The organism is Saccharibacillus sacchari DSM 19268 (genome assembly GCF_000585395.1).
GTDB lineage: Bacteria > Bacillota > Bacilli > Paenibacillales > Paenibacillaceae > Saccharibacillus > Saccharibacillus sacchari.
Genome location: NZ_KK073875.1, coordinates 2,188,727 through 2,209,902, shown reverse-complemented (window position 1 = coordinate 2,209,902; position 21,176 = coordinate 2,188,727). Strand labels below are relative to the sequence as shown.

Sequence of the window (21,176 nt, the reverse complement as noted above, 5' to 3'; positions counted from 1 at the left end):
GGATAAGGTGCTTCTTCGGTCATTGAGACGGGAGAAGCACTTTTTTGTTTTCTTACAAATAAAAACTGCTACCTGAATAGGCGCAGCTCGATCACATATTCAAATATCGCTTCAATTCGTCATAAAAATTCTCTCGGGTCCCGGCTAGAATAACAACCACGATTTCGCCTTCTTCATTTTCTTCAAGACGATAAGCTAATTCATAATTCGTGCCTTTATAAAAGACATCATATCCGTAAATGCCTTTCAGATCGCCACTTTTTGGTGAGCCGCAAAAGGGATCTGTTCGAATGGCCGTGATCGCTTCTAGTAGCTTGACCAAGTTAACTGTAAGGTTACGCCCGTCTGAATCGCACCTAAAGCGTGTGCGTTTCAACCGAACATAAACCTCTGATTAAGATCGGTCAAGCTTCTAGGTATAAAACTTTCAAAGGTTTCTCGACTAATTTTTTAAAATAACGTGAAGCAGGAGGCAGATAGGCAACAGGTAGCATTTAGTCCTCCATCACGTCACCGAATAATTCTTCGGTTTGGTCTTTTTTGTGGTCGAGAGCAGCTTGCTTGGAGTCCGCTATGATACGTTGAACGGCTTTGGGCAACGCAGCTTGTCTTTTACGGAACTCGGCAAGCAACTTTTCACCGGCAAAGCCTTCTTTAATCAGATCAGCCAGAATCAAATCCGCAAATTGATCATTTCCTGCTTGTTCTCGTACCGGGCGAATGACAATAACATTATCCTGTACGGAAAATTCGACTTCGTCTTTAATTTGAAGTTGCTCGAAGAACTTTTGTGGGATGGTAATTTGTCTTTTTCCCGATACGCGACCCCGCTTCCATTCCGCGCCTATTAATTCTTGACGATTTATACTCATCATATACCCTCCTTTTTCCTGGAATCAAAGAATCTTTGATTTTCTTCATTCTACAACAAATTGGAAGTTGTGTGAAGGTTTTTGAGATCCAATCAACCATTGTTCTTCGTTTTGCCTTCGTCAAAATGTTTGTATTCTTATAGAATGGTAAGCGGAGAGAAGCCGATAAAGAGCCGGATGAGGGACGAGAGCAGTCATCCGTCCTTTCCAAACCGGCCAAACAGAAAGAAGGAATGAACGGACATGCGGGCTTACAAGCTCACGAAAGACGGAGAGATCGAGACGGGATTATGCGGCAGAGCCTTATTGGCCGAACCGATGCTGAACAAGGGTGTGGCGTTTACGCCGGAAGAACGGAAAGAGCTTGGGCTGGAGGGCTTGCTGCCGCCGGGCGTGCTGACGATCGAAGAACAGGTGCAGCGGGTGTACGAGCAGTTTTTGAAGCAGCCTGATGATCTACATAAAAATATCGCGCTTAGCGATCTGATGCACCGCAATACGGTTCTTTTTTACCGACTGCTGACCGAGCACTTGAGCGAGATGCTGCCGATCGTCTACACGCCGACGGTCGGACGGGCGATTCAGGAATACAGCCACGCGTACCACAAGCCGGGCGGGATTTATCTGTCTATCGATCATGTCGGCGGGATTGAGCAGGCGTTCCGCAATCTCGGCTTAGAGCCGGGAGACATCGACCTGATCGTCGCGACCGACTCGGAAAGCATTCTCGGTATCGGAGATTGGGGCGTTGGCGGGATCAATATCGCGATCGGCAAGCTTGCCGTATACACGGCGGCGGCCGGAATCGACCCGAGCCGGGTGCTGGCGGTCGTGCTGGATGCCGGAACGAACAACGGAGAGCTGCTGGCCGATCCGTTGTATATGGGCTGTAGGCATGAGCGCGTGCGCGGCGAGCGATATGACGCGTTCATCGACAGCTACGTGCGCACGGCGCTGGACTTTTTCCCGAATGCGCTATTGCACTGGGAGGATTTCGGCAACGTGAACGCGCGCCGGATTATCGACAAATACGGCAGCGAAATTCTGACTTTCAACGACGATATTCAGGGAACGGGCGCGGTGACGCTGGCGGCTGTGTTGTCCGGCGTTGAGCTGTCGGGCATCCCGCTCGCCGAGCAGCGCGTGCTGGTATTCGGGCCGGGCGCGGCAGGTATCGGCAATGCGGATCAGATCGCGGCGGCGATGGAACTGGCGGGATTGAGCGAGCAGGAGGCGCGCGGCCGCTTCTGGGCGTACGATTACCGGGGATTGTTGACCGAGGAAACGGAAGGCGTGTTGGAGTTCCAGCGGCCTTATCTGCGAACGGCAACAGAATGCGCGGACTGGGAACGAGAAGAGGTTGGGAAAAAGGAAAAAGAAAGCGGCACGGCCAGCGTCGATATCGGCGTTGGCGAATCGAGCGCAGCCGGGGAATCGGCCGTCGGCCGTATTCCGCTGCTTGAAGTCGTGCGGCGCGTCAAGCCGACGATCCTGATCGGCACGTCCGGCGTTGCCGGAGCGTTTACCGAGGAGATCGTGCGGGAGATGGCGAGCCATGTAGAGCGTCCGGTCATCATGCCGATGTCCAATCCGACGCAGCTTGCGGAAGCTGTTCCGGCCGATCTGTTGAACTGGACGGATGGGCGTGCGCTGATCGCGACGGGCAGTCCGTTCGAGCCCGTCGTGCATGACGGAGTTATGGTAGAGATCGGCCAATCCAACAACGCGCTGGTATTCCCGGGACTGGGTTTGGGTTCGATCGTGACCCGCTCGGCACGGATCACGGAGCGGATGTTTGCGGCCGCAGCAGATGCTGTTGCCGGCTTGTCCGACTTGTCGCGCCCGGGCGCCGCACTATTACCGGGCGTGCGCGATCTGCGCCGCGTCTCGCAAGAAGTCGCGATCGCGGTCGCGGAAGCGGCGATGGAAGACGGAGCGGCACGCTTCTATCCGGAAGACGTCCGCGCCGCTGTGCAAGACGCGATGTGGGATTGTGCGTATAAGCCAATTCGACTGGATGCGCGCGAGGCCGCTTTGGCGTAAAAGGCTGTTATACAAAGAGCGGATCACGCATAAGAAGACTGACGTTTTGCGCTAATCGCAGCCGTATGTATTGAGGAGGGCTTTGATTGGATTGAATGAAGCATGGACGTTCGGGGATTCGATTACGCTTATTTCGCCGTCAATCGTTTCGCCTGCATATATCATTCATGGTTTTCGCTCAATCCAATGTTGACCTTTTGCATACATTTTATTGATTTTAATCAACTTTTTTGCGAAATGCTGACCAAACGTCAACAATTCCAACGTTATTGTTCGACTTCGGGCCAAATCTGCTCCAAATGTTGACGAGACGTCAGCATTTCTCGAAAAAGAAGCCGAATCTTTCGGAATTGTTGACTTTTTGCGCACATTTCATAGATTTTGCGGATACTGCACACGTACAAAGCGAACGGCCCGGATTTTGATCCGGGTCGTTTTTTGCTACGAATGCCGGAAAATAAAGCCGCAACATGCATTATGCCGATATACTATAGAAAATCGCCTATAAATATCGTCACGCCAGCCGGCCTGCGAGTACGATATTGCTTAAATAAAGGAGGAATCCCCCTGTCCAGCATCCTGAAATCCTTCACTGCCTTAACGGCACTTGTTCTGTCCGTATCGACTTTATCCGCTTGCGCTTCGCCGATCCGGGCGAACGACGCTGCTGCGACCGCAGCCGAAGCTGCGGCCGAAGTCGCGCTTCCGGCTTTGTCCGCTGCCAAGCCGTCCAAGCCTTCAGCCGCCTCCGCCGCATCGGCTTCTCCGGCTTCCCCTGCCTCGAACGCGGGCACTTCGTCGCCCGCCGCTGCGCAGGCGGACGCCAAGCCGTACTACTACGTCGCTCCGAGCGGCAGCGACACCACCGGCACGGGCTCCGAAAGCAGCCCGTGGAAGACCGTGCAGCGCGCAGCCGATGCCGCCATGAAGACCGGCGGCACCGTCTACCTGCGCGGCGGCGTTTACAGCCAGCAATTGAAGCTGGCCGGAACCCCGGGCGCCGCAGGTTCCGCGGCGCGCCTGACCGTCGCGAGCTATCCGTCGGAGACGGCGGTGCTCGACGGCAAAGGCCTGTCCGTACAAGAAACCGGCAGCCTGATCGAACTGCATGACGCCAGCCGCGTCACCGTCCGCGGCCTGGAACTGCGCAACTTCAAGACCTCGGCCTCCGGCAGCGTGCCGATCGGCATTTATGTCCACGGCGCGGGATCGGATATCCGGATCCTGGACAACAAAGTCCATGATATCGGCAACACGTCTTCGCCGAAAGGCAGCGATCTTACGGGCCGGGATGCGCACGGCATCGCCGTTTACGGCACCGAAGCCCCGGCTTCGATCTCCGATCTGACCGTATCGGGCAATGAAGTGTACAATCTGATCCTCGGGTCGAGCGAAGCGTTGGTCTTGAACGGCAACGTCGAGAAGTTCATCGTGGAGAACAATGACGTCCATGACAACGACAATATCGGGATCGACGCGATTGGCTTTGAAGGCACGTCGCCGAATGCCGAATACGATCAGGCGCGTAACGGCGTGATCCGCAGCAATCGGATTACGGGGAGCACGTCCTCCCGCAATCCGTCTTACGGCCGAAAAATTCCGAACGGCAGCTATTCCGCCGGCGGCATTTATATCGACGGAGGACGGGACATCATAGTGGAACGCAATGTAAGCGAAAGCAACGATATCGGCATCGAGATCGCATCCGAGCATAGCGGACGCTCCACCTCCGGCATCATCGTCCGCAGCAATCTGGTCGTTCGCAACGCCTTGACCGGAATCGCGATGGGCGGCTATGACGACGAGCGCGGCTCGACGACAGGCAGCACGATCACCGGGAACACGGTAGCCTATAACGATACGCTGGAGTGGGGAACCGGACAGCTCTATATCCAGTTCGACACCCGCGATAACGCGATCCGCAATAATATTTTTGCGGCTTCCGGCTCTAATGTACTGATCCATAACGAATACGCCGAGAACGCGCGCAACCAAGTCGACGGTAACCTGTACTTTGCTCCCGACAAAAAAGAAGCCGCCTGGACTTGGAAAGGCAAAACCTATACCAGCTTCGCCGCTTATCGCAAAGGCAGCGGGAATGACGCCGACTCCATCTTCGCCAATCCCGAATTCGTTGATGCAAAAAGCAATTATCGCCTAAAATCCGGCTCTACGGCTTCCGCATCCGGCATGCCCGACAAGGTCTTATCCGCTGCGCCGGATCTGGAGGGAAAGCCCCGCGGAAATTCCGCCAACGGCAAACCTAGTCGAGGCGCCTACGAATAAATGCTTGATGCGCCGACTTGATCTTTTCGTCCTCTGACTGTCTTGCTTATTCGTCTTTGCCGCCTGACCGATATAACAGACAATGACCAAAAAGACCCCTGGAGGAACAGATCATGACAAAAGGAATTGACTCTCTCGATACGCTGGCAACAGTCATCCCCTTGCTCAAAGCGGCGCTCCCGGTCGAAGTCTCTATTGCGCTCTGCGACATGGAGCAATTTACGGCTTATTGGCCGGGCAAGCATATCGATTTGAAAATCAAAACCGGACAGCGTCTGCAAGAAGGCGAACCTCTGCTCATGGCGATTCGCAACGACGAGCCGCTGCGCGCCGAAGTTCCTGCGGAATTTTACGGATTTGCTTTTACCGGAACGGCAACCCCTGTGAAAGATGCCAGCGGTCGTGTTATTGGCGGCATTGCGGTGCAGGTGCGCAGGCATAGCGAGTTGATCGATATTGCCGATCGCATCGCGGGGGCTTTGTCGAACGCCAATGAGCGTATTTCGCATATCGCGGAAGGCTCGGGCGGATTGGCGAACGCGTCGGGCGAGCTGCTGGAGCTGTCCAAGCAAGCCGAGCAAAATGCCTACGGCGCGGACGGCGTTGTGCGGATGATCAAGGAAGTGGCGGATCAGACCCATATGCTGGGGATCAATGCGGCGATCGAAGCGGCGCATGCGGGCGAAAAAGGCGCGGGCTTCGGCATCGTGGCTTCGGAAATTCGCAAGCTGTCCGGTCAGACCGTGACGTCGACGAACAGCATTCGCGAGACATTGGGGACGTTTAAAAAGCTGACGGCGCAGATGAGCGGTTCGATCGAACGCATCGCCGACACCGGACAAGATCAGGCGCAGTCGACGGAGCAGTTGTCTTCGATGATCGAAGAAATTCGCGAGATGGCGCTGAAGTTGAACGAGTTCGCGAAGCAGTTATAATTCACTCAGGAAATCTTTATCTTCATTTGATGATAATTGGAAGTTATGGTACGCTGGCAAGCGAGGCAGGGTTTTTCTTTATTTTCCGGGCCTAAGGAGGTTTTTTGATGCATATCGTATGGCAAACCGTAGCTTCGCAAATTCTGGGCTTGGTCGGGATCGCGGCAATCGCGTTCGGTGTGATTTCCTTTTCCAAACGACTCAAAAAGCTTGAAAATACCGTGTACAAAGACGAGGCTTAATTTTCAAATGCTTATTAAAAAAACTCCCGGAACAACGGCGCCTGAGCGTTCGCTGCTGCGGGAGTTTTGCATAGAATCGTCCGGCTTTGCCGTTACCCTTTTACAGGAAAACCTGGTCCGGACAGTACCCGATTCACCAGTTCGCCCATGCCGTCCCACGAATCCTTCATGAGGAACTCGCTTTGCAGCGGAAGGTTCCACGGACGCGGGATGCCGATGGTGCGTTTGCCGGCGTCGCGCGCGGCCAGCAGATTATGCGGACCGTCGTCGATCAGCAGATCGAATTCCAGCAGGTATTTGCGCTTGGCGACGAAGAAGTTTTCGAACGGGATAAACGGCATATGCTGCTGAAGCCAATTCCATTTCTCCGGTACCGCCGAAGGGCGGGCCGCCGTGACAATGATGACGTCGTGCTCTTCGCTGATGCGGCGCACCTCCTCGATCGTATGCTCGTCGAAAATTTCGAGTTCTTCATATAACTTCGGCCGTCCGAAGAAAATCTCCTCGTTGCAATCCGGATGCCAGATGGTGCTCAGATCGAAGCTGCTTACCTGATCGATGCTCAACTGAAGGTCCGGGTACGCGGCGTTGTGGTAGTGGATGGCTTTCGGCACCAGATGACAGATCGTGTCGTCCATGTCGATGGCTACGATTTTTTTGCTCATGACAATCTCTCCTATTGCTTGAAAAAGCGTTGTTGATTTCCTGAAAACGCGGATATCTGCATTGTAACGAACTTGACGCGCAATGGCAAAGAAATCGGGATAAGGCGGCAGGAACGGCTTGCTTTTTACAAGAAAAACGGGTATGAACAATGAAGCGCAAGACAAAGGAATACGCAGTATGAGGAATCGGAGGAACGGACATGACATCACCAGAACATCGCAATCCGCAAAACGGAAATCCCGGCGGAGGGCCGAAGCGGAGTCTGCTCTCGATCATCGCGACCGTCGTTGTATTGGGACTGCTTCTTTTTACGGGGCCGGGTCGGGAGATGTTGGGCAATCTGCTGGATCAGGGCGGAACCGCATCGACGGACAACAGTCCGCAAACGGATACGCAAGGAAGCGCGGCAAGTGGCGACCAGACTTCGGAAGACGCTGTTTCGGCTGACGGGCGCGTATCGGCTACCGTAGAGCGCACCGTCGACGGGGATACGTTTATCGCGATTCTTGAGGACGGCAGCCGCGAGCGCGTGCGCATGCTGCTGCTGGACACGCCGGAGACGAAGAAGGAAGGAACCCCGGTACAGCCGTTCGGCCCGGAAGCGAGCGAGTATGCGAAAAAGCTGCTGGGCGGGAAACAGGTTGAGCTGGAGTTCGACGAGGAGCAGCGCGATCAGTACGACCGGATGTTGGCTTACGTTTATCTGGACGGCCACATGGTCAATGAGCAGCTGTTGGAACAAGGCTTGGCGCGCGTCGTGGTGTATCAACCGAACGACAAATATATCGACGAGTTCCGGAAGATTCAAGACCAGGCCAAGCAGAAGAAACTGGGCGTATGGAGCATTGAGGGGTACGCGGACAATCGCGGATTCCACCCGGAAGCTGCGGAATAATCGTTGTTTCAATGATGCATAAGGCTTGACCCGGGAGACCCGGTGTGTATAATGAAGGGAACAATTACATGAGCGAATGTTTTCTAGGGTTCCGCGGCTATAAGGTCGGACAGGTCCGAGAGAAAACTCACGGCGCATGCCGTGCCACGGAGGGACAAAAGCCCGGGAGATGAACTGCGAAGAGCGGTTTATTCTCCCGGGCTTTTTTGCGTTCATGTCGATTGAGTGAAAAGAGGAGGAAATGAAATCATGAATAAAATTTGGATGTCCGTCGTAATTGCCGCGCTGTTCGAGGTAGGTTGGGTGATCGGGTTGAAACACGCATCGGGAGTCTGGGAATGGGCCGGAACGTTCATTGCGATCGTGGTCAGCTTTTACCTGATGATCGCCGCTTCGCGAACGCTGCCTGTCGGTACGGTATATGCGGTGTTCGTGGGCTTGGGTACGGCGGGTACGGTCATTGCGGAGATCGTGTTGTTCGGAGCCGAGATTCAATTGGCGAAGCTGGTGATGATCGGCACGCTGCTGCTGGGCGTCATCGGCTTGAAACTGCTGAGTCACGGTAAAACCGAAGAAAAAGGAGGGGCTTGACGATGAACTGGACATTTTTGATTCTGGCAGGAATTTTCGAGATGGTCGGCGTACTGATGATCAACAAACTGCACCAAGATAAAAATATCAAAGCTTTCATGATGATGGCAGGCAGTTTCGGCTTAAGCTTTATTTTCCTGTCGCTCGCGATGGAGACATTGCCGATGGGCACCGCATACGCCGTCTGGACCGGCATCGGCGCCTCCGGCGGCGCGATTCTCGGGATGATTTTCTACGGGGAATCGAAGAACGTCATGCGGGTTCTCTGCATCGCGTTGGTGCTCGGTTCTGCGGTGGGGTTGAAGTTGGTGAGCTGATAAATGAATAATCTCCAACATGAAGATCCTATTCCAAATCTATTTTAAAATAGCCGGAGCATGAAAAAAAGACACCCTTGCGGGTGTCTCGATGTGTCAAGAAAGTCCAACGTAGCTGGAAGCGAGAAGACGGAGAGAGAAATTCAGTGAAAGACGCCTTTGAACTTGGAAAACTACACCTTAAATTCTAATCAGGTTTTCCAAGTGAGACAGCGGATTGTGAAGCATTTCGAAGAAATGCACTTCGGGAGCCTATGCTGGCAATTTCTCTCGCAGTCTTCTCGCTTCCCACGCCGGAGTGACTTTCTCGACAATGCGGACACCCCTGCGGGTGTCTTTTTTAAACCTGCTCCTGCTTCACCTTAATCCACCGCGTCGCCCATCCTTGAATATCGTCCATCACCGGAGCCAAGTCCCGTCCCATATCCGTCAACGAATATTCGATCCGTACCGGCTTCTCCGGGTATACCGTGCGAAGGACGATGCCTTCTTCTTCAAGTTCCTTCAGTCGTTCCGACAGCACCTTGCCGCTCAGGTTGGACAACGAGCTTTCGATGTCCACGAAGCGGCGGGGGCCGTCCATTAGCCGATAAATGATTAAGGTCGTCCAGCGTTTGCTCAGAACTTCAATCGCTTTCTCAAATCTCGGGCACAGTTGGGTCAACTCTGCGGCCAATGGTATCACTCTCCAGTATATGATTGGTTGTTATCTTGCTCATGCGTTAAAAAAATCTATAAAAGATAAGCCCGAAGTTCCAGGCACTGAGAGGGTTACATTTGCGTTGTTGCTTCTTTATTATACATGTGGTGATTAAAATAAACAAGCTTACATTTCGTAATAATTAATACTTGACTATGATGTGTTAAATAAATATACTTGGTTACATAAAGTAATTCTATGACTCGTATCGCTTATACGAACAATGTATAAGCGTCTATCCCTAATAAAGAAACCAATCATATTCGTTGGTTTAAATGCAAGCGAAATCGGAGGACAGAAAGATGGAACGACATACGGAGATTTGTATCGCGGGTGGAGGCCCGGCCGGCACGTTGCTGGCGTGCCTGCTGGCCCGTCGCGGAGCGGACGTTGTGCTGGTCGAAAAGCAACCGGTACCCGGACCGTCGTTCCGCGGAGAAATCATAAACGGTGACGGCGAACGCGTATTGAACAAGCACGGCATTTTGGACAAAATTAACCCGGAAGCCGTACTGCCGCTCGTTCGGCTTGAATATTGGGATCACCGCCAGGTCGTCAAGACGATCCTGCCGGATACGCTGGACGGTAATGTAGGGATTCATATCCCGCAAGCTGATCTGCTCCATGCCCTGCTGGACGAAGCCAAGCAATATCCCAACTTCACGTATATGCCCGGCACGATGGTACGCGGTTTGTTGCAAAGCGAGGATGGACGGTATACAGGCGTGAAAGTCCGCACTGCGGAAGGCCATGACTTGGAGATTCACAGTAATGTGGTCGTCGGAGCGGACGGCCGATATTCGTCGGTGCGCAAATATGCGGGAATCCCGGTGAGCGCCGAAGGACACGGATACGATCTGCTGTGGGCGAGAATTCCTGCGCCGGAAGGCTGGGAGCCGGTGATGTGCTCCACCATCCAGAACGGCCAGCAGCTTCATCTGTTCACGCAGGCCCGCGGCTATGTGCAGGTCGGCTGGAATATCGAAGAAGACTCGTACAAGGAGCTGCGCAAGCGGCCGTTCGAAGAATTGACGCAGACGCTGATCGATGCTTTTCCGAAGCTTGAACCTAGCGTGCGGGAGCATATCACGTCCTGGCAGGACTTCGTGCTGCTTGATATTTTTAGCAGTAAGTCGGAACGTTGGGCGCAGCCCGGTCTGGTATTGATTGGCGATGCCGCGCATACGATGACGCCTACAGGCGCCTTTGGACTGAACGAAGCTTTGCGCGACGCGGACGTATTGCATGAGGAGCTTCTGACTTGTCTGGAACGCAGGCAGGATACCAGCGAGCCGTTGGATCGATTGGAACAACGCCGTCGCGGCGATGTAGAGCGCAGACAGCGCGAGCAGGTCGATATGGAATTGACTTATGCTCAAAATTTTAATATTTAACATTCAAAGCGACGATAATATACAGACAGACGCTACAATGAAAAGCACTGCTCAAATAAATGCAGGCTGAAAAGTGATCCGAATTTGCTTGGGCTGCGAACGTATAAGTAACGAGGATGCGGAACCGACAGGTGCCGTGTCCATTTTATCGAGGAACCATACACGGTCCGCGACAGGAGAGCAGCTTGCTGTAGGAAGAAAACCTGCCGGCTGCCCGAATGCCTGCTTGGCGGCTTACCCGACTTAGGGCATGTACGCAAACTCAATGCCGTGCATCTTGACCTGCCTTTTCGTCCTCGGCGGATGTCTACTTGAAGCGTATAGTCATCCACCAATGGCCGCGTCATTTCCCCTTGACATGCCCCGGCACGCCTGCGGAAAAATTCCTTGCCGAGAACGAAAATTCAGCCCAATCTGCTCTCGGCAGAGTCTGCGTACAAGCCCTAACCAATACGAAAATAAGGATGTGCCATCATGGTGAACAACAATGCGGCTTTTTTGCTCAAAGATAGCATTCATAATATCCCTTCCCCGAAAAATTCCAACGAAGGCTATGTCCTGGTCGGTCCGATCAAGCTGCCTGTCAATCTGGAAGGCGAAACGATCGTGTTCCGCTGGTACAGCTGGATGAAGCAGCCCGAAGGCGGAGAGAACATGTCGCCTGAGGAATTGATCCGCAGCCTGCCGACGATGAATCTGGCCGAAGGCCAACAATCCAGCGTGCTCGTGTACGGCGACTTCGAAAATTCGCCTGACGCGCTGATCCGCATGCACAGCATCTGCCATACCGGCGATATTTTCGGCAGCAGACGATGCGATTGCGGCTACCAGCTGCACCAATCGATGAAAATGATCTCGGAACATGGTTCGGGTGCGCTCTTTTACCTGGCGAATCACGAAGGACGCGGCATCGGCCTGTTCAGCAAAGCCATGGCGTACATCCTGCAAGAGCAAGGCATGGACACCGTCGAAGCCAACTTGGCTCTCGGCTTCGAAGACGATACCCGCGACTATGACGGCGCGATCGGCGTGTTGAAGTTCCTGCGCGAGCAGCCGGTCACGTTGATTACGAATAATCCGCGCAAACTGGAGGCTTTGAGAGCGTCGGGCATGAACGTATCCGGGCGTACGCCGCTGTGGGGCGACGTCTCCGAGTTTAACGAGAAATACCTGCGTACCAAAGTCAATCGGTCGGGTCACTTCGCGACGCAAAATCCGATCGAAGGCTTGACGCAACTGCCGACTGCCGAAGGAGGAGACTGAACAAGCATGAGCGACGAACAGTCTATCCATGAAAAATATATGCGGCTCGCGTTGGAAAATGCGCGTGCCGCAAAAGGTCAAACCGCGCCTAACCCGCTGGTCGGCTCGGTCATCGTCAATGACGGTCGGATCGTCGGCATCGGCGCGCATCTGAAGCCGGGCGAGCCGCACGCGGAGATTCATGCGCTGCGTATGGCCGGGGAGCATGCAAAAGGCGGCACGATCTACGTCACGCTGGAGCCTTGCTCGCACCATGGCCGTACAGGTCCGTGCGCGGAGGCCGTCGTGAAGGCCGGTCTGTCTCGCGTCGTGGTTGCCGCACCCGATCCAAACCCGCTCGTTGCGGGACGCGGGATCAAGATTCTGCGCGATGCGGGAATCGAAGTGATCGAAGGCGTGCTGCGCGAGGAGTCCGAGCAGTTGAATGAAGTATTCAACCGCTATATCGTCAGCAAGCGCCCTTTTGTCACGGTGAAATCGGCTACGACGCTGGACGGGAAAATCGCGACGCGCACGAACAGCAGCCGTTGGATCACGTCGGCCGAAGCTCGCGAAGACGTACATAAGCTGCGTCATGAGAGCGGGGCGATTCTGGTCGGCGTGCAGACGATTCTGCATGACGATTCGCAGCTCAACACCCGTCTGCCGAACGGCCGCAATCCGCTGCGCGTCGTGCTGGACAGCACGCTTCGCATTCCGGAAGATGCGCGCGTGGTTACGGACGGCGAAGCGCCGACCTGGATTTTTACCGGCTCGAACGCCGACGCCGCCAAGCGGGAAAGGCTGGAAGCGGCAGGCGTGCGCGTGATCGAGACGTCAGGCGAGCGAGTGAAACTGGAACAAGTGCTGGACGCGCTCGGGGAAAGCGAAATCTCCTCGCTGCTGGTCGAAGGCGGCGGACAGGTCATCGCTTCGTTCGTGGAGCAGGGTCTTGCGGACAAGCTGGTGCTGTACATGGCGCCGAAGCTCGTGGGCGGCAAGGATGCTCCGACCTTTATCGAAGGCTTGGGGATCGCGAATATGAACGAGGCGGTCGGATTGACCGGGCTTACCGTCGAGCAATTGGGACCGGATTTGAAGTTCGAGGCGTATTTTCCGAAAGGTTGAGCTAAGCTGCGAGACTCCGTCCGTATGACAAGTCTTAACTGGATTCGATATAAAAAACCGGCTTCTCCGAATGGAGAGCCGGTTTTTTGACGTTTTTTTATATATTCGAGACAAGCGACTTGGAGCGCCTAGTTTTTCTCTACTTCCGCTTCCCGCCGCTTCCAGCTTGTTTTCCCGTCGTCTTCGACGATCGAAATCGCGGCGTCCGCGATGTCCGGGTCCGTCGTGAGATGCTGCTGGATACGGATCTTGATATCGTCCGCATCGCCGAGCGTCAGTCCGGTACGCAGCTCCACGACTGCATCGACATGGTAGTAACGCCCTTCTTGAATGATCCGCATGCTTTCGATATCCCGAACGTCCGCGTCTCCGAGAATGGCGGCGGAGACTTTGTCTTCGACGTCCTGCGGAGCGGATACGCCGATGAGGCCGATCATATTGTCGTAGCCGACGCGGAACGCGACCGCGATCATGAGGAAGCCGATCAGCGTCGTCGCGATGCCGTCGATCAGGGCGAAGTTCGTAAACGATACGACCACGACGGCAATCAGGGCGAAAAAGGCACCGAGCACGGCTACGATGTCTTCATAGAAGACCAGGCGAGTCGGAGGCGCGGCACGGCCGACGTTTTTGAAAGCGGCCGGCAGAAGCGCGAATCCGCTTGCCTTGGGCGCACGGGCTTCCTTCAGGATTTCCTTGGACGCTTTGATCAGGATCGCGCCGTCGACCAAAATGTTCAGCAGGAGCACGCCGACGTTGATCCAAAAGCCCCCGGATGCTTCCCCGGGATGCTGAAGCAGATGAATGCCTTCGTGGATCGTCTCGTAAGCCATGATCGTGACGACAATCACGGCGATCATGCAGAAAATGTTGATGACGCGTCCGAATCCTACCGGGAACCGGCGGCTTGGCCGCTTTTCGGATAATACGCTGCCGACGAAGACAAAGCCTTGGTTCACGGCATCCGCCAGCGAGTGCATCGCCGAAGCGAACATGGCGCCGCTTCCGGTGAATAAAGCGGCTCCGCCTTTGGCGGCTGCGAGTACCGCGTTGCCCGCCATGGCGACGGCCGAAGACGTATTTCCTTTTTTGATCAGCGAACCTAGTGTTTCTTTCTGTCCGATATCGGACGGATTGGCTTCAGCCACGAACGACGCCTCCTTCAAGTTGGGTGTGAAAGTTACTTTAGTGCACGGCTACCTTGTCAACGTTAAACGTAATCCTCTGATTAAGAGTTGAAAGGGTACGACGGTATAGCATATGTACCCGGAATCGGCGAGCTGGAACAAATCGCTGCATCGATTCCGGCGCGATCGCGGATTGCCTGCTTCCGCATCGGGTGACGGTACGGCTGTCCGCGTCCGGTCAGCCTCGCATCCGGAAAATCGCGGACGGCATTTTTAAAACCGAGTGAAGATTCGCGGGAAAACTCACGCTTTGCCGCCGTATTCTTCCGTATACCAGTCGATGATTTTGCGCGCGATGCTGACCTTCGGCGGGATATTCGGCAGCTCGTTCGGAGCGAACCAGTCCGCATGCTCGATCTCTTCGCCGTCCACCGCGATCTCGCCGCCTGCGTATTCCGCGACGAATCCGATCATCAGCGAGTTGGGAAAAGGCCACTGTTGGCTTCCGAAGTAGCGGATTTCGCCCAATTCGATGCCGACTTCTTCCATCGTTTCGCGCCGCACGCAATCTTCCAGCGTCTCGCCCGGCTCCGCGAAGCCCGCGATCAGACCGTACATATTGTCCGGGAAATGCGGCGCATGCGCAAGCAAAATTTTCCCGTCCTTCAAAATTGCGGTGATGACGGCAGGCGAGAGACGAGGGTAATGGCTGAGGCCGCAGTTCGGGCAGACCTTGGCGCGGTCCCGAGCGGCCAGTGTCAAAGTGCTGCCGCAGCGCCCGCAGAATCGGTGGGTGTCGTCCCAATTCAGAATCTGAAGCGCGCGTCCGGCCAGATGGAACAAGTCCTCGTCCATTCGGTCGTACAGCGCTCGCAGCGGCAGAAAGTCCGATCCGACCGGAGGCTCGGTTCCTTCCGGCGCTTCGGCGGCATAACACGGCGCGCCGTCCAGCGTGCCGAGATAGAGCGAGCGAACGGACCGGAAGCCGAGTTGGTCTGCGTCGGTCGCTGTCGCCAGCGCCGCCAGGCCTTCTTGTTCGTTCAGCAGCAGCCGTCCGGTATCCGCGAGAAAGACGAACCAGTAAGCAGGAGTATCCGTAGGCTCCGCGTTCAGAGCGGGCGTGTAACGATCATAGATGCCGGATTTCGATTTTTGCATGGAAGCAGAACCTTTCGGATTGGAATGGAAGTACATCCTTTATTATGAAAGCATGGTCGATCCGGGGCAAGAGCGTTACAATATTCGTATGCGAATCGGACGGATTAAACCAAGCCGTTCGGGCAAAAGGAGGCATTTCCCTATGAATCAAGCTTTAACTTTGGCAGATACGTTCAAGCAAGCCGAATACCGCACGGTCGGAAACGGCCCGCGCGACGTAAACGTGCTGCTTCAGGCGCTGCAAGGCGCGGACGGCGATACGCCGAGCGATATGTACGGGCGCGGCGAGACGATCGAGAAGTTCGAGCGCAAGCTGGCGGAGATGCTGGGCAAGGAATCGGCGGTCTTTTTCCCGAGCGGCACGATGGCCCAACAGATCGCCCTGCGCATCTGGAGCGATCGCAAAGGCAGCAAGACCGTCGCTTACCACCCGCTCTGCCATTTGGAAATTCACGAGCAGGACGGCTTGAAGGAGTTGCATCATCTGGAACCGATCCTGCTTGCGGACGAGGAACGGTTGATCACGTTGGACGATGTGAAAAAGCTGCCGGAAAACGTCGCCTGCCTGCTGCTGGAGCTGCCTCAGCGCGAGATCGGCGGCGAACTGCCGGATTACGCGGAGATCGAAGCCATTTCGGCCTATTGCCGGGAAAAGGGCATCGCGCTGCATCTCGACGGAGCCAGACTGTTCGAGATCCTGCCGTACTACGGGAGAACGGCCGAGCAAGTCAGTGCGTTATTCGACAGCATCTATGTATCGTTTTATAAAGGAGTCGGCGGAATTGCGGGTGCGATGCTGCTGGGCGACGCCGATCTGGCGCAGCAATCGAAAGTCTGGAAAAGACGCCACGGCGGCGATCTGATCAGCTTGTATCCGTACATTCTCAGTTCGGAGTATTATCTGGATCTTCGTTTGCCGAAGATGGAACAGTATTACGAGGAGGCCAAGGAACTGGCGGCGTGGTACAACTAGCAGCCGAATATTCGAACGCGGCCGGAAGTGCCGGTGTCGAATATGTTCCATTTGCATGTGAACGGCCTGTCGGCCGAAGCGGCCGGACCGATCATTGCAGGCGTGCAGGCAGAGACGGGCATTGCGTTGGTTGCTTATCTGAAGGAGATCAGCGATACGGCTTGCGCGACGGAGATTGCGATCGGCGATCTGTACGAGGCGGTGCCGAAGGATAAACTGCGCGAGGCGATCGAACTGCTGGGCAAAAGAATTTCGGACGCGCAAAAATAGAATCAACCATCCGGTCATTCGAAAAGAAAGCCGTCGCAGTCAGGTGGATGCCTGATCGCGGCGGCTTTTTGCGCGGTTGTTTCACAAAGCTTTTTATTGCTTGTTCGCGTTCGCATGTTTTACGGCGATCACGATCCGGCATTCCCGAACGCGCCGACATTACCACTCGAATTCGAGCTGAGACTCGCGTAAAGGAGCTTCGGGCTTTATTTCTTGCTCATCCGCGTCTTCCAGCATCAAATCCGCGATCAGCCGAAAGTCCTCCGGCGTGATCTCGAACTGCCCGAAGCGAAAAGCCTGCCCCCAACTGCGTCGGCCCTTCGTAAAAGACAACTGCTCCAGCAAGCCCGCAATCCGCACCGGTTTCGCAGGCAGATACTGCATATCTCTCCGATATGGAATAAACGCATCGCTCACCTTATGGCGGTACACCCGATCGTCGGCAACCTGCCCAATGGCCGTAAAAGCTTGCAGCGGCGCGCCGCCGTTCATATCCGTACGCGGCGAATAGTAGATCAGCCAGTCACCGGGTTGCATCCGGTTAAGCGCGTGGGCTTTGCCGTGGCAGGTCTGCGCAATTCCTTGCTCGATCGCGTGATCGACATGGGACGCGGAGACGACGCCGACCCAATAGCGAAGTCCGGGCAGCATGAGATCAGCTGAAGGTGAAAGCGAGATGGCGGAACTTGTGTGTGTCATGGAGAATCCTCCTGTGGATGCGAGATGGTTTCCTCCATAGTATAGACAACTGCTGCTGACATCTTAGTGTCAGTAGTCAGGCTGCTCTTGAAAGTTACTTTGGTGGGGGGGAGCGAGAAGACTGCGAGAGAAATTGCCAGCATAGGCTCCCGAAGTGCATTTCTTCGAAATGCTTCACAATTCGCTGTCTCACTTGGAAAAGTCGATTGAAAGTTTGAGTTGAAGTTTTCCAAGTTCAAAGGCGTCAACATAGAACTGAATGTTACCGCAGGTTTTCTTCGAAATCCTGTATTTCACTGAATTTCTCTCTCCGTCTTCTCGCTTCCAGCTGCGTTGGACTTTTTCGACACGATGTGGCTTTGTTTGAAATACCTTTATGCGACACGCCCTAGGCGAGTTGGCTACTATGCTCTATCAACTCTATGATCAGTAGTATTTTTTACATCAAAACTCGAAACTCTTCTTGGTAAATTCGGTCCACGTTCTCCAGTATGCGTTCTGCCTGGTCGGCGAATTTTAAGGTTACGATGCCTTTCTTGTCGATCAATGCGCCGACGTCGCTTTTATGGGAGCCGAAAGCCGCATCGTGCAAGCGTCCTGCTCCTTGCGTTGGCGGCGCGAAGAAGAATCGCATCAAGTAATTGACAGGGAACGGCAGGCCGGACTTTTTGCCTTTGCGGATCGTGTTGTTCGGTCCGGGATCGGCGCTGCGCAGAAAGATGCCGTCTTTCGCTTCGCGTGGAGCGAGTGCTTGCGTCCAGAGGGACATGGCGAGTTTGGTGTCGGCGTAAGCGCCGGTCAATTGCTTGAAACGTTGGGGTTGAGCCAGGTTGTCGGCATCGAATATTTTCGTGTAGTTGAACGCGTTCGACGAGGTGCCGATGACGGTCTTGAGCGAACCGCGCAGCAGTAAATCTTTTAGCTCGCGGTAGATGATATACGGCACGACCGTTTGCAATTCGTAGTGCATCTCGCGTCCTTGCGGAGAGAAACGGAGTTCCGGCAGGCTTCCGCCCGCATTGTTGAACAGGACGTCGATTGCCGTTTCGTTGGTTTGAATCTTTTGAAGCGCGGCAGCCAGTTGCGAAAAGTCGGTCAGTTCCGCCGCGTAGATTCGAACTCGGCCGTCGCGGATTGCGCAGGCCGTCACTTCGTCGTCTGCGGCAAAAGAAGAGCGGATCAGCGCCGCGACATGCCAGCCTTCCGTCAACAGACGGCGCGTCAATTCCAAGCCGATGCCGTTGTTGGCGCCGGTAATTAAGGCTGTTCGTGCAGCCGGACGAGCGAGAGTTAAAGTATTCATGGAAAAGCCTCCAATGTGGTCAACGTAGTCGGAATTGCGAGTATTCTCGCGGATTGGAGACAGTGTATAACTTGGAGCCGGCTCCAAGCGGTATACTCGGTTCAACCCACACGAACGATGAGCCGTCAGCAAAGGAGAGATGATCATGGCAAAGCAGGCACTTGAATATACGGAAGTTATGCCGAGAACCGATACGGCCGAAGCCGAACCGACGGGATATACGATCAAGCAAACCTCGGAGTTGACCGGACTGCCCGAGGACACGATTCGATATTACGAGAAGATCGGCCTGCTGCCGAGAGCGAAGCGGCGCGCGAACAGTCATCGGATCTACGCGGAGAGCGACGTCGAGACCATGAAGTTGATTCTGTGCCTGAAAAAAACGGGGATGCCGCTGGATGAAATGAAGCCGTATCTGGATATGTCCCGCACCGGAGACCTGTCGGAAACGCCCGAAGCGTTCGAACGCATCCGGCAGTATCGCGCAAATGTGCTGGAGCAGATCTCCTCGCTGCAAACGATCGTCGATTTTATCGACCTCAAGCTCGCGCAGGGGACGCTGATGAACAAGCAGGATTGCGGCGCCGATCCCCAGGAAGGGCCGGGGCTGCCTGCGAAGCGGGACAGCAAGTTCCGCTGATTGTGTTTCGATCGCGCGGAAGTCAAACCAAATACGGATAATGCACGTTCATAAAAAGAAAGGCCGATCAGTCTTAAGGAGGGGTTATGAAGCATTCCAAAAAGATCATGTACGCTGCTTTATTCTGTATGCTGGCGCTTGTTGTCGTAGCCGTTTTGTTCTTCCGATCTTATTCTCATTACAAAGCAACAAGCCAATACTTTTATCGAGAAGCGGTGTCCGATATCGTATCCGGCGCGGTTCAAATCCATGATTTGGCCGAACCCGATCGACGACAATATACCGTTCAACAGTTGAAAGACATCGAGCAGGAGCAAAGCGGTCTTATGCTGCATTATCAGGATTTGTTCCTTTTGTTTCAAGACGAGTCTTTTGTTAATGCGACAAAAATGGAATTCGTGGACTTCTATGCGATTTATCTGAATGCGGACGTGCAGGATCGGGATTCACCGGATGCCGCCGCGAAGAAAATCCAATTGAACGACGAGTCTTTGACGCAAATGAATCGGCTTATCGAGTTCGTGAACCGGGTTCATGCTTTTTATTTGGAAGAAGGGTTCAACGAAAACGTAGAGCTGTCTGAGCAGGATACCAAGCGCTTTATGCGAAAAATCGAAGAATTCATTCCTTGAAACGCAAAAGAAGCGCGGGATCCCGATGATGGGAACCGCAGCTTCTTTTTATTGCATTTATTTCACTTCAATCACCAAAGCCGCCTCGAAATACTCCCCCGGAGCAAGCTCCACAGCCAATTCTTTATCCTTCAGCTCACCGTCGAACTGATCCGCGTCCGCCAATCCGTGCCACGGCTCGATGCAGAGAAACGGCGCGTTTTTCGGCTGCCAGACGCCCAGGTACGGAAAGTTTTCGGACGACACGCTGACGCTGTGCTCGCTTTTTTCGCTTTTTAGCGTCACGCGGTCCGATTTCACGTCGCGGAAGATCATGGCACCTTCTTCGAACTGCGCGCGCGTCAGCGGCAATACGGTTCCTTTTTCCAACACGATCTCCGATTTGTCCGGAATTTGGATGTTGCCGCCTGTTACGTAAAAGCGCTCCAGCGTTTCTTCCTGATTAAATTCCAACACGTAATCTTCGAACTCGCCGTCGCCGCCGATCGGGCAGTTGAAGGCCGGATGCGTGCCGAGCTGGAAGTAGATGTTTTTATCGTCGTCGTTGTCTACCCGGTACTGGATGCGCAGGCTTGAGCCTTCCAGCGTATAGGTGAGCGTCAGCGCGAAATTGTACGGGTAGATCGCCAGCGTCTCCTCGTCCGCGGACAGATGGAACACCGCGCGCGTCTCTTCCGACTCGACCAGCCGGAATTCGCGATTGCGCGCGAAGCCGTGGTTTTTCAGCGCATATTCGCCGCCTTCAGCGCGCATCACGCCGTCGTACACCGATCCGACGATCGGAAACAGCACCGGCGAGCGTCCTGTCCAAAACTCCGCATCGCCGCTCCACATGTATTCGCGTCCGCTTTCGTTGTCTTTGAAGCTGATCAATTCAGCGCCGAGCGGCCGGATTTCGACCGTGGCGGACTCGCTTTTCAAGATGGCATTCATGGGCTTTTCCCTCCGGGCGAATGGATTGTCGATCTGAATCTGCCTTTAGTGTAGCAAAAAAGCACCCGCCGGAGAAAGGTTGCCACAGGCGAGAGCGGAGCAGATTAGCTATAATGAAGAAAAAGGGAGG

At 54.6% G+C, this 21,176-nt stretch carries 21 protein-coding genes, 1 pseudogene and 1 riboswitch; of the genes and pseudogenes, 13 read left to right on the top strand and 9 right to left on the bottom strand.

What is annotated here, in order from left to right; all coding sequences use genetic code 11:
* Window positions 1-91: 91 nt before the first annotated feature.
* Together SACSAC_RS09440 and SACSAC_RS09435 are read right to left on the bottom strand one after the other, a co-directional pair.
* Window positions 92-376: a type II toxin-antitoxin system RelE/ParE family toxin gene (locus SACSAC_RS09440; RefSeq protein WP_084777991.1), complete on the bottom strand. Its 285-nt coding sequence runs from the start codon at window positions 374-376 to the stop codon at window positions 92-94.
* A gap of 118 nt (window positions 377-494) precedes the next feature.
* A complete protein-coding gene (locus tag SACSAC_RS09435) occupies window positions 495-872 on the bottom strand; it encodes an AbrB/MazE/SpoVT family DNA-binding domain-containing protein (protein ID WP_051507010.1) in 378 nt (125 codons plus the stop codon).
* Between the two features lie 243 nt (window positions 873-1,115).
* Between SACSAC_RS09435 and SACSAC_RS09430 the strand changes: the two genes are divergently transcribed.
* The 4 genes from SACSAC_RS09430 to SACSAC_RS28640 all read left to right on the top strand — a co-directional run bounded on the left by SACSAC_RS09430 (window position 1,116) and on the right by SACSAC_RS28640 (window position 6,378).
* Window positions 1,116-2,915 (top strand): NAD-dependent malic enzyme, encoded by a 1,800-nt coding sequence (locus tag SACSAC_RS09430; protein ID WP_037285583.1) that lies wholly within the window; start codon window positions 1,116-1,118, stop codon window positions 2,913-2,915.
* Between the two features lie 477 nt (window positions 2,916-3,392).
* Window positions 3,393-5,201: a right-handed parallel beta-helix repeat-containing protein gene (locus SACSAC_RS09420; protein WP_156950981.1), complete on the top strand. Its 1,809-nt coding sequence runs from the start codon at window positions 3,393-3,395 to the stop codon at window positions 5,199-5,201.
* A 113-nt stretch (window positions 5,202-5,314) separates the two neighbouring features.
* Complete coding sequence (locus tag SACSAC_RS09415) at window positions 5,315-6,136, top strand: methyl-accepting chemotaxis protein (protein ID WP_037285577.1); 822 nt, start codon at window positions 5,315-5,317, stop codon at window positions 6,134-6,136.
* Between the two features lie 107 nt (window positions 6,137-6,243).
* Window positions 6,244-6,378: a hypothetical protein gene (locus SACSAC_RS28640; protein WP_281175770.1), complete on the top strand. Its 135-nt coding sequence runs from the start codon at window positions 6,244-6,246 to the stop codon at window positions 6,376-6,378.
* A 92-nt stretch (window positions 6,379-6,470) separates the two neighbouring features.
* Here the strand turns inward: SACSAC_RS28640 and SACSAC_RS09410 are convergent, their stop codons facing one another.
* Window positions 6,471-7,043, bottom strand: a complete 573-nt coding sequence (locus tag SACSAC_RS09410; protein ID WP_037285574.1) for a 5' nucleotidase, NT5C type — start codon at window positions 7,041-7,043, stop codon at window positions 6,471-6,473.
* A 200-nt stretch (window positions 7,044-7,243) separates the two neighbouring features.
* On the opposite strand from SACSAC_RS09410, the gene SACSAC_RS09405 reads away from it, so the two are divergent.
* The 3 genes from SACSAC_RS09405 (at window position 7,244) to SACSAC_RS09395 (ending at window position 8,847) form a co-directional block, all read left to right on the top strand.
* Window positions 7,244-7,939 carry a thermonuclease family protein gene (locus SACSAC_RS09405; protein WP_051507009.1) on the top strand — a complete coding sequence of 232 codons (696 nt, stop codon included), beginning with the start codon at window positions 7,244-7,246 and terminating at the stop codon, window positions 7,937-7,939.
* A 72-nt stretch (window positions 7,940-8,011) separates the two neighbouring features.
* Window positions 8,012-8,110: riboswitch (guanidine-I (ykkC/yxkD leader) on the top strand.
* 78 nt (window positions 8,111-8,188) lie between these two features.
* Complete coding sequence (locus tag SACSAC_RS09400) at window positions 8,189-8,530, top strand: DMT family transporter (RefSeq protein ID WP_037285571.1); 342 nt, start codon at window positions 8,189-8,191, stop codon at window positions 8,528-8,530.
* A gap of 2 nt (window positions 8,531-8,532) precedes the next feature.
* Window positions 8,533-8,847: a DMT family transporter gene (locus tag SACSAC_RS09395; protein WP_037285569.1), complete on the top strand. Its 315-nt coding sequence runs from the start codon at window positions 8,533-8,535 to the stop codon at window positions 8,845-8,847.
* A gap of 340 nt (window positions 8,848-9,187) precedes the next feature.
* Here the strand turns inward: SACSAC_RS09395 and SACSAC_RS09390 are convergent, their stop codons facing one another.
* Window positions 9,188-9,523, bottom strand: a complete 336-nt coding sequence (locus SACSAC_RS09390; protein WP_084777990.1) for a winged helix-turn-helix transcriptional regulator — start codon at window positions 9,521-9,523, stop codon at window positions 9,188-9,190.
* Between the two features lie 326 nt (window positions 9,524-9,849).
* Here SACSAC_RS09390 and SACSAC_RS09385 point away from each other — a divergent pair, with 326 nt between their 5' ends.
* The 3 genes from SACSAC_RS09385 to ribD all read left to right on the top strand — a co-directional run bounded on the left by SACSAC_RS09385 (window position 9,850) and on the right by ribD (window position 13,311).
* The gene (locus SACSAC_RS09385) at window positions 9,850-10,941 is read left to right on the top strand and encodes an FAD-dependent monooxygenase (RefSeq protein ID WP_037285568.1); all 1,092 of its coding nucleotides are present in this window, start codon (window positions 9,850-9,852) and stop codon (window positions 10,939-10,941) included.
* A 474-nt stretch (window positions 10,942-11,415) separates the two neighbouring features.
* Entirely contained in the window at window positions 11,416-12,204 is a 789-nt protein-coding gene (locus tag SACSAC_RS09380; protein WP_037285567.1) for a GTP cyclohydrolase II, read from the top strand.
* A 6-nt stretch (window positions 12,205-12,210) separates the two neighbouring features.
* Window positions 12,211-13,311 (top strand): bifunctional diaminohydroxyphosphoribosylaminopyrimidine deaminase/5-amino-6-(5-phosphoribosylamino)uracil reductase RibD, encoded by a 1,101-nt coding sequence (ribD, locus tag SACSAC_RS09375; protein WP_037285566.1) that lies wholly within the window; start codon window positions 12,211-12,213, stop codon window positions 13,309-13,311.
* Between the two features lie 128 nt (window positions 13,312-13,439).
* Here ribD and SACSAC_RS09370 read toward each other — a convergent pair whose 3' ends face one another.
* Together SACSAC_RS09370 and nudC are read right to left on the bottom strand one after the other, a co-directional pair.
* Entirely contained in the window at window positions 13,440-14,372 is a 933-nt protein-coding gene (locus tag SACSAC_RS09370; RefSeq protein WP_084778441.1) for a cation diffusion facilitator family transporter, read from the bottom strand.
* 369 nt (window positions 14,373-14,741) lie between these two features.
* Window positions 14,742-15,596: an NAD(+) diphosphatase gene (gene nudC / locus SACSAC_RS09365; RefSeq protein ID WP_037285565.1), complete on the bottom strand. Its 855-nt coding sequence runs from the start codon at window positions 15,594-15,596 to the stop codon at window positions 14,742-14,744.
* Window positions 15,597-15,738: 142 nt separating this feature from the next.
* Here nudC and SACSAC_RS09360 point away from each other — a divergent pair.
* Window positions 15,739-16,839 (top strand): annotated as a pseudogene (locus tag SACSAC_RS09360) (threonine aldolase family protein).
* Between the two features lie 159 nt (window positions 16,840-16,998).
* Here SACSAC_RS09360 and SACSAC_RS09355 read toward each other — a convergent pair.
* Together SACSAC_RS09355 and SACSAC_RS09350 are read right to left on the bottom strand one after the other, a co-directional pair.
* Entirely contained in the window at window positions 16,999-17,490 is a 492-nt protein-coding gene (locus SACSAC_RS09355; RefSeq protein ID WP_037292520.1) for an EVE domain-containing protein, read from the bottom strand.
* Window positions 17,491-17,977: 487 nt separating this feature from the next.
* Window positions 17,978-18,841 (bottom strand): SDR family NAD(P)-dependent oxidoreductase, encoded by an 864-nt coding sequence (locus tag SACSAC_RS09350; protein ID WP_051507008.1) that lies wholly within the window; start codon window positions 18,839-18,841, stop codon window positions 17,978-17,980.
* A gap of 145 nt (window positions 18,842-18,986) precedes the next feature.
* Between SACSAC_RS09350 and SACSAC_RS09345 the strand changes: the two genes are divergently transcribed.
* Both SACSAC_RS09345 and SACSAC_RS09340 read left to right on the top strand, forming a co-directional pair.
* Window positions 18,987-19,481 (top strand): MerR family transcriptional regulator, encoded by a 495-nt coding sequence (locus SACSAC_RS09345; protein ID WP_245608613.1) that lies wholly within the window; start codon window positions 18,987-18,989, stop codon window positions 19,479-19,481.
* A gap of 86 nt (window positions 19,482-19,567) precedes the next feature.
* Window positions 19,568-20,113 carry a hypothetical protein gene (locus SACSAC_RS09340; RefSeq protein ID WP_037285564.1) on the top strand — a complete coding sequence of 182 codons (546 nt, stop codon included), beginning with the start codon at window positions 19,568-19,570 and terminating at the stop codon, window positions 20,111-20,113.
* Window positions 20,114-20,170: 57 nt separating this feature from the next.
* Here the strand turns inward: SACSAC_RS09340 and SACSAC_RS09335 are convergent, their stop codons facing one another.
* A complete protein-coding gene (locus tag SACSAC_RS09335; RefSeq protein WP_037285563.1) occupies window positions 20,171-21,046 on the bottom strand; it encodes an aldose 1-epimerase family protein in 876 nt (291 codons plus the stop codon).
* Window positions 21,047-21,176 lie beyond the last annotated feature (130 nt).

Bases quoted from the DNA above. Each gene is read 5' to 3' on its own strand.
- SACSAC_RS09435 (WP_051507010.1), bottom strand. From the start codon at position 872: ATGAGTATAAATCGTCAAGAATTAATAGGCGCGGAATGGAAGCGGGGT.
- SACSAC_RS09430 (WP_037285583.1), top strand. From the start codon at position 1,116: ATGCGGGCTTACAAGCTCACGAAAGACGGAGAGATCGAGACGGGATTA.
- SACSAC_RS09420 (WP_156950981.1), top strand. From the start codon at position 3,393: ATGCCGATATACTATAGAAAATCGCCTATAAATATCGTCACGCCAGCC.
- SACSAC_RS09415 (WP_037285577.1), top strand. From the start codon at position 5,315: ATGACAAAAGGAATTGACTCTCTCGATACGCTGGCAACAGTCATCCCC.
- SACSAC_RS28640 (WP_281175770.1), top strand. From the start codon at position 6,244: ATGCATATCGTATGGCAAACCGTAGCTTCGCAAATTCTGGGCTTGGTC.
- SACSAC_RS09410 (WP_037285574.1), bottom strand. From the start codon at position 7,043: ATGAGCAAAAAAATCGTAGCCATCGACATGGACGACACGATCTGTCAT.
- SACSAC_RS09405 (WP_051507009.1), top strand. From the start codon at position 7,244: ATGACATCACCAGAACATCGCAATCCGCAAAACGGAAATCCCGGCGGA.
- SACSAC_RS09400 (WP_037285571.1), top strand. From the start codon at position 8,189: ATGAATAAAATTTGGATGTCCGTCGTAATTGCCGCGCTGTTCGAGGTA.
- SACSAC_RS09395 (WP_037285569.1), top strand. From the start codon at position 8,533: ATGAACTGGACATTTTTGATTCTGGCAGGAATTTTCGAGATGGTCGGC.
- SACSAC_RS09385 (WP_037285568.1), top strand. From the start codon at position 9,850: ATGGAACGACATACGGAGATTTGTATCGCGGGTGGAGGCCCGGCCGGC.
- SACSAC_RS09380 (WP_037285567.1), top strand. From the start codon at position 11,416: ATGGTGAACAACAATGCGGCTTTTTTGCTCAAAGATAGCATTCATAAT.
- ribD (WP_037285566.1), top strand. From the start codon at position 12,211: ATGAGCGACGAACAGTCTATCCATGAAAAATATATGCGGCTCGCGTTG.
- SACSAC_RS09370 (WP_084778441.1), bottom strand. From the start codon at position 14,372: ATGGCGGGCAACGCGGTACTCGCAGCCGCCAAAGGCGGAGCCGCTTTA.
- nudC (WP_037285565.1), bottom strand. From the start codon at position 15,596: ATGCAAAAATCGAAATCCGGCATCTATGATCGTTACACGCCCGCTCTG.
- SACSAC_RS09355 (WP_037292520.1), bottom strand. From the start codon at position 17,490: ATGCTGCCCGGACTTCGCTATTGGGTCGGCGTCGTCTCCGCGTCCCAT.
- SACSAC_RS09350 (WP_051507008.1), bottom strand. From the start codon at position 18,841: ATGAATACTTTAACTCTCGCTCGTCCGGCTGCACGAACAGCCTTAATT.
- SACSAC_RS09345 (WP_245608613.1), top strand. From the start codon at position 18,987: ATGGCAAAGCAGGCACTTGAATATACGGAAGTTATGCCGAGAACCGAT.
- SACSAC_RS09340 (WP_037285564.1), top strand. From the start codon at position 19,568: ATGAAGCATTCCAAAAAGATCATGTACGCTGCTTTATTCTGTATGCTG.
- SACSAC_RS09335 (WP_037285563.1), bottom strand. From the start codon at position 21,046: ATGAATGCCATCTTGAAAAGCGAGTCCGCCACGGTCGAAATCCGGCCG.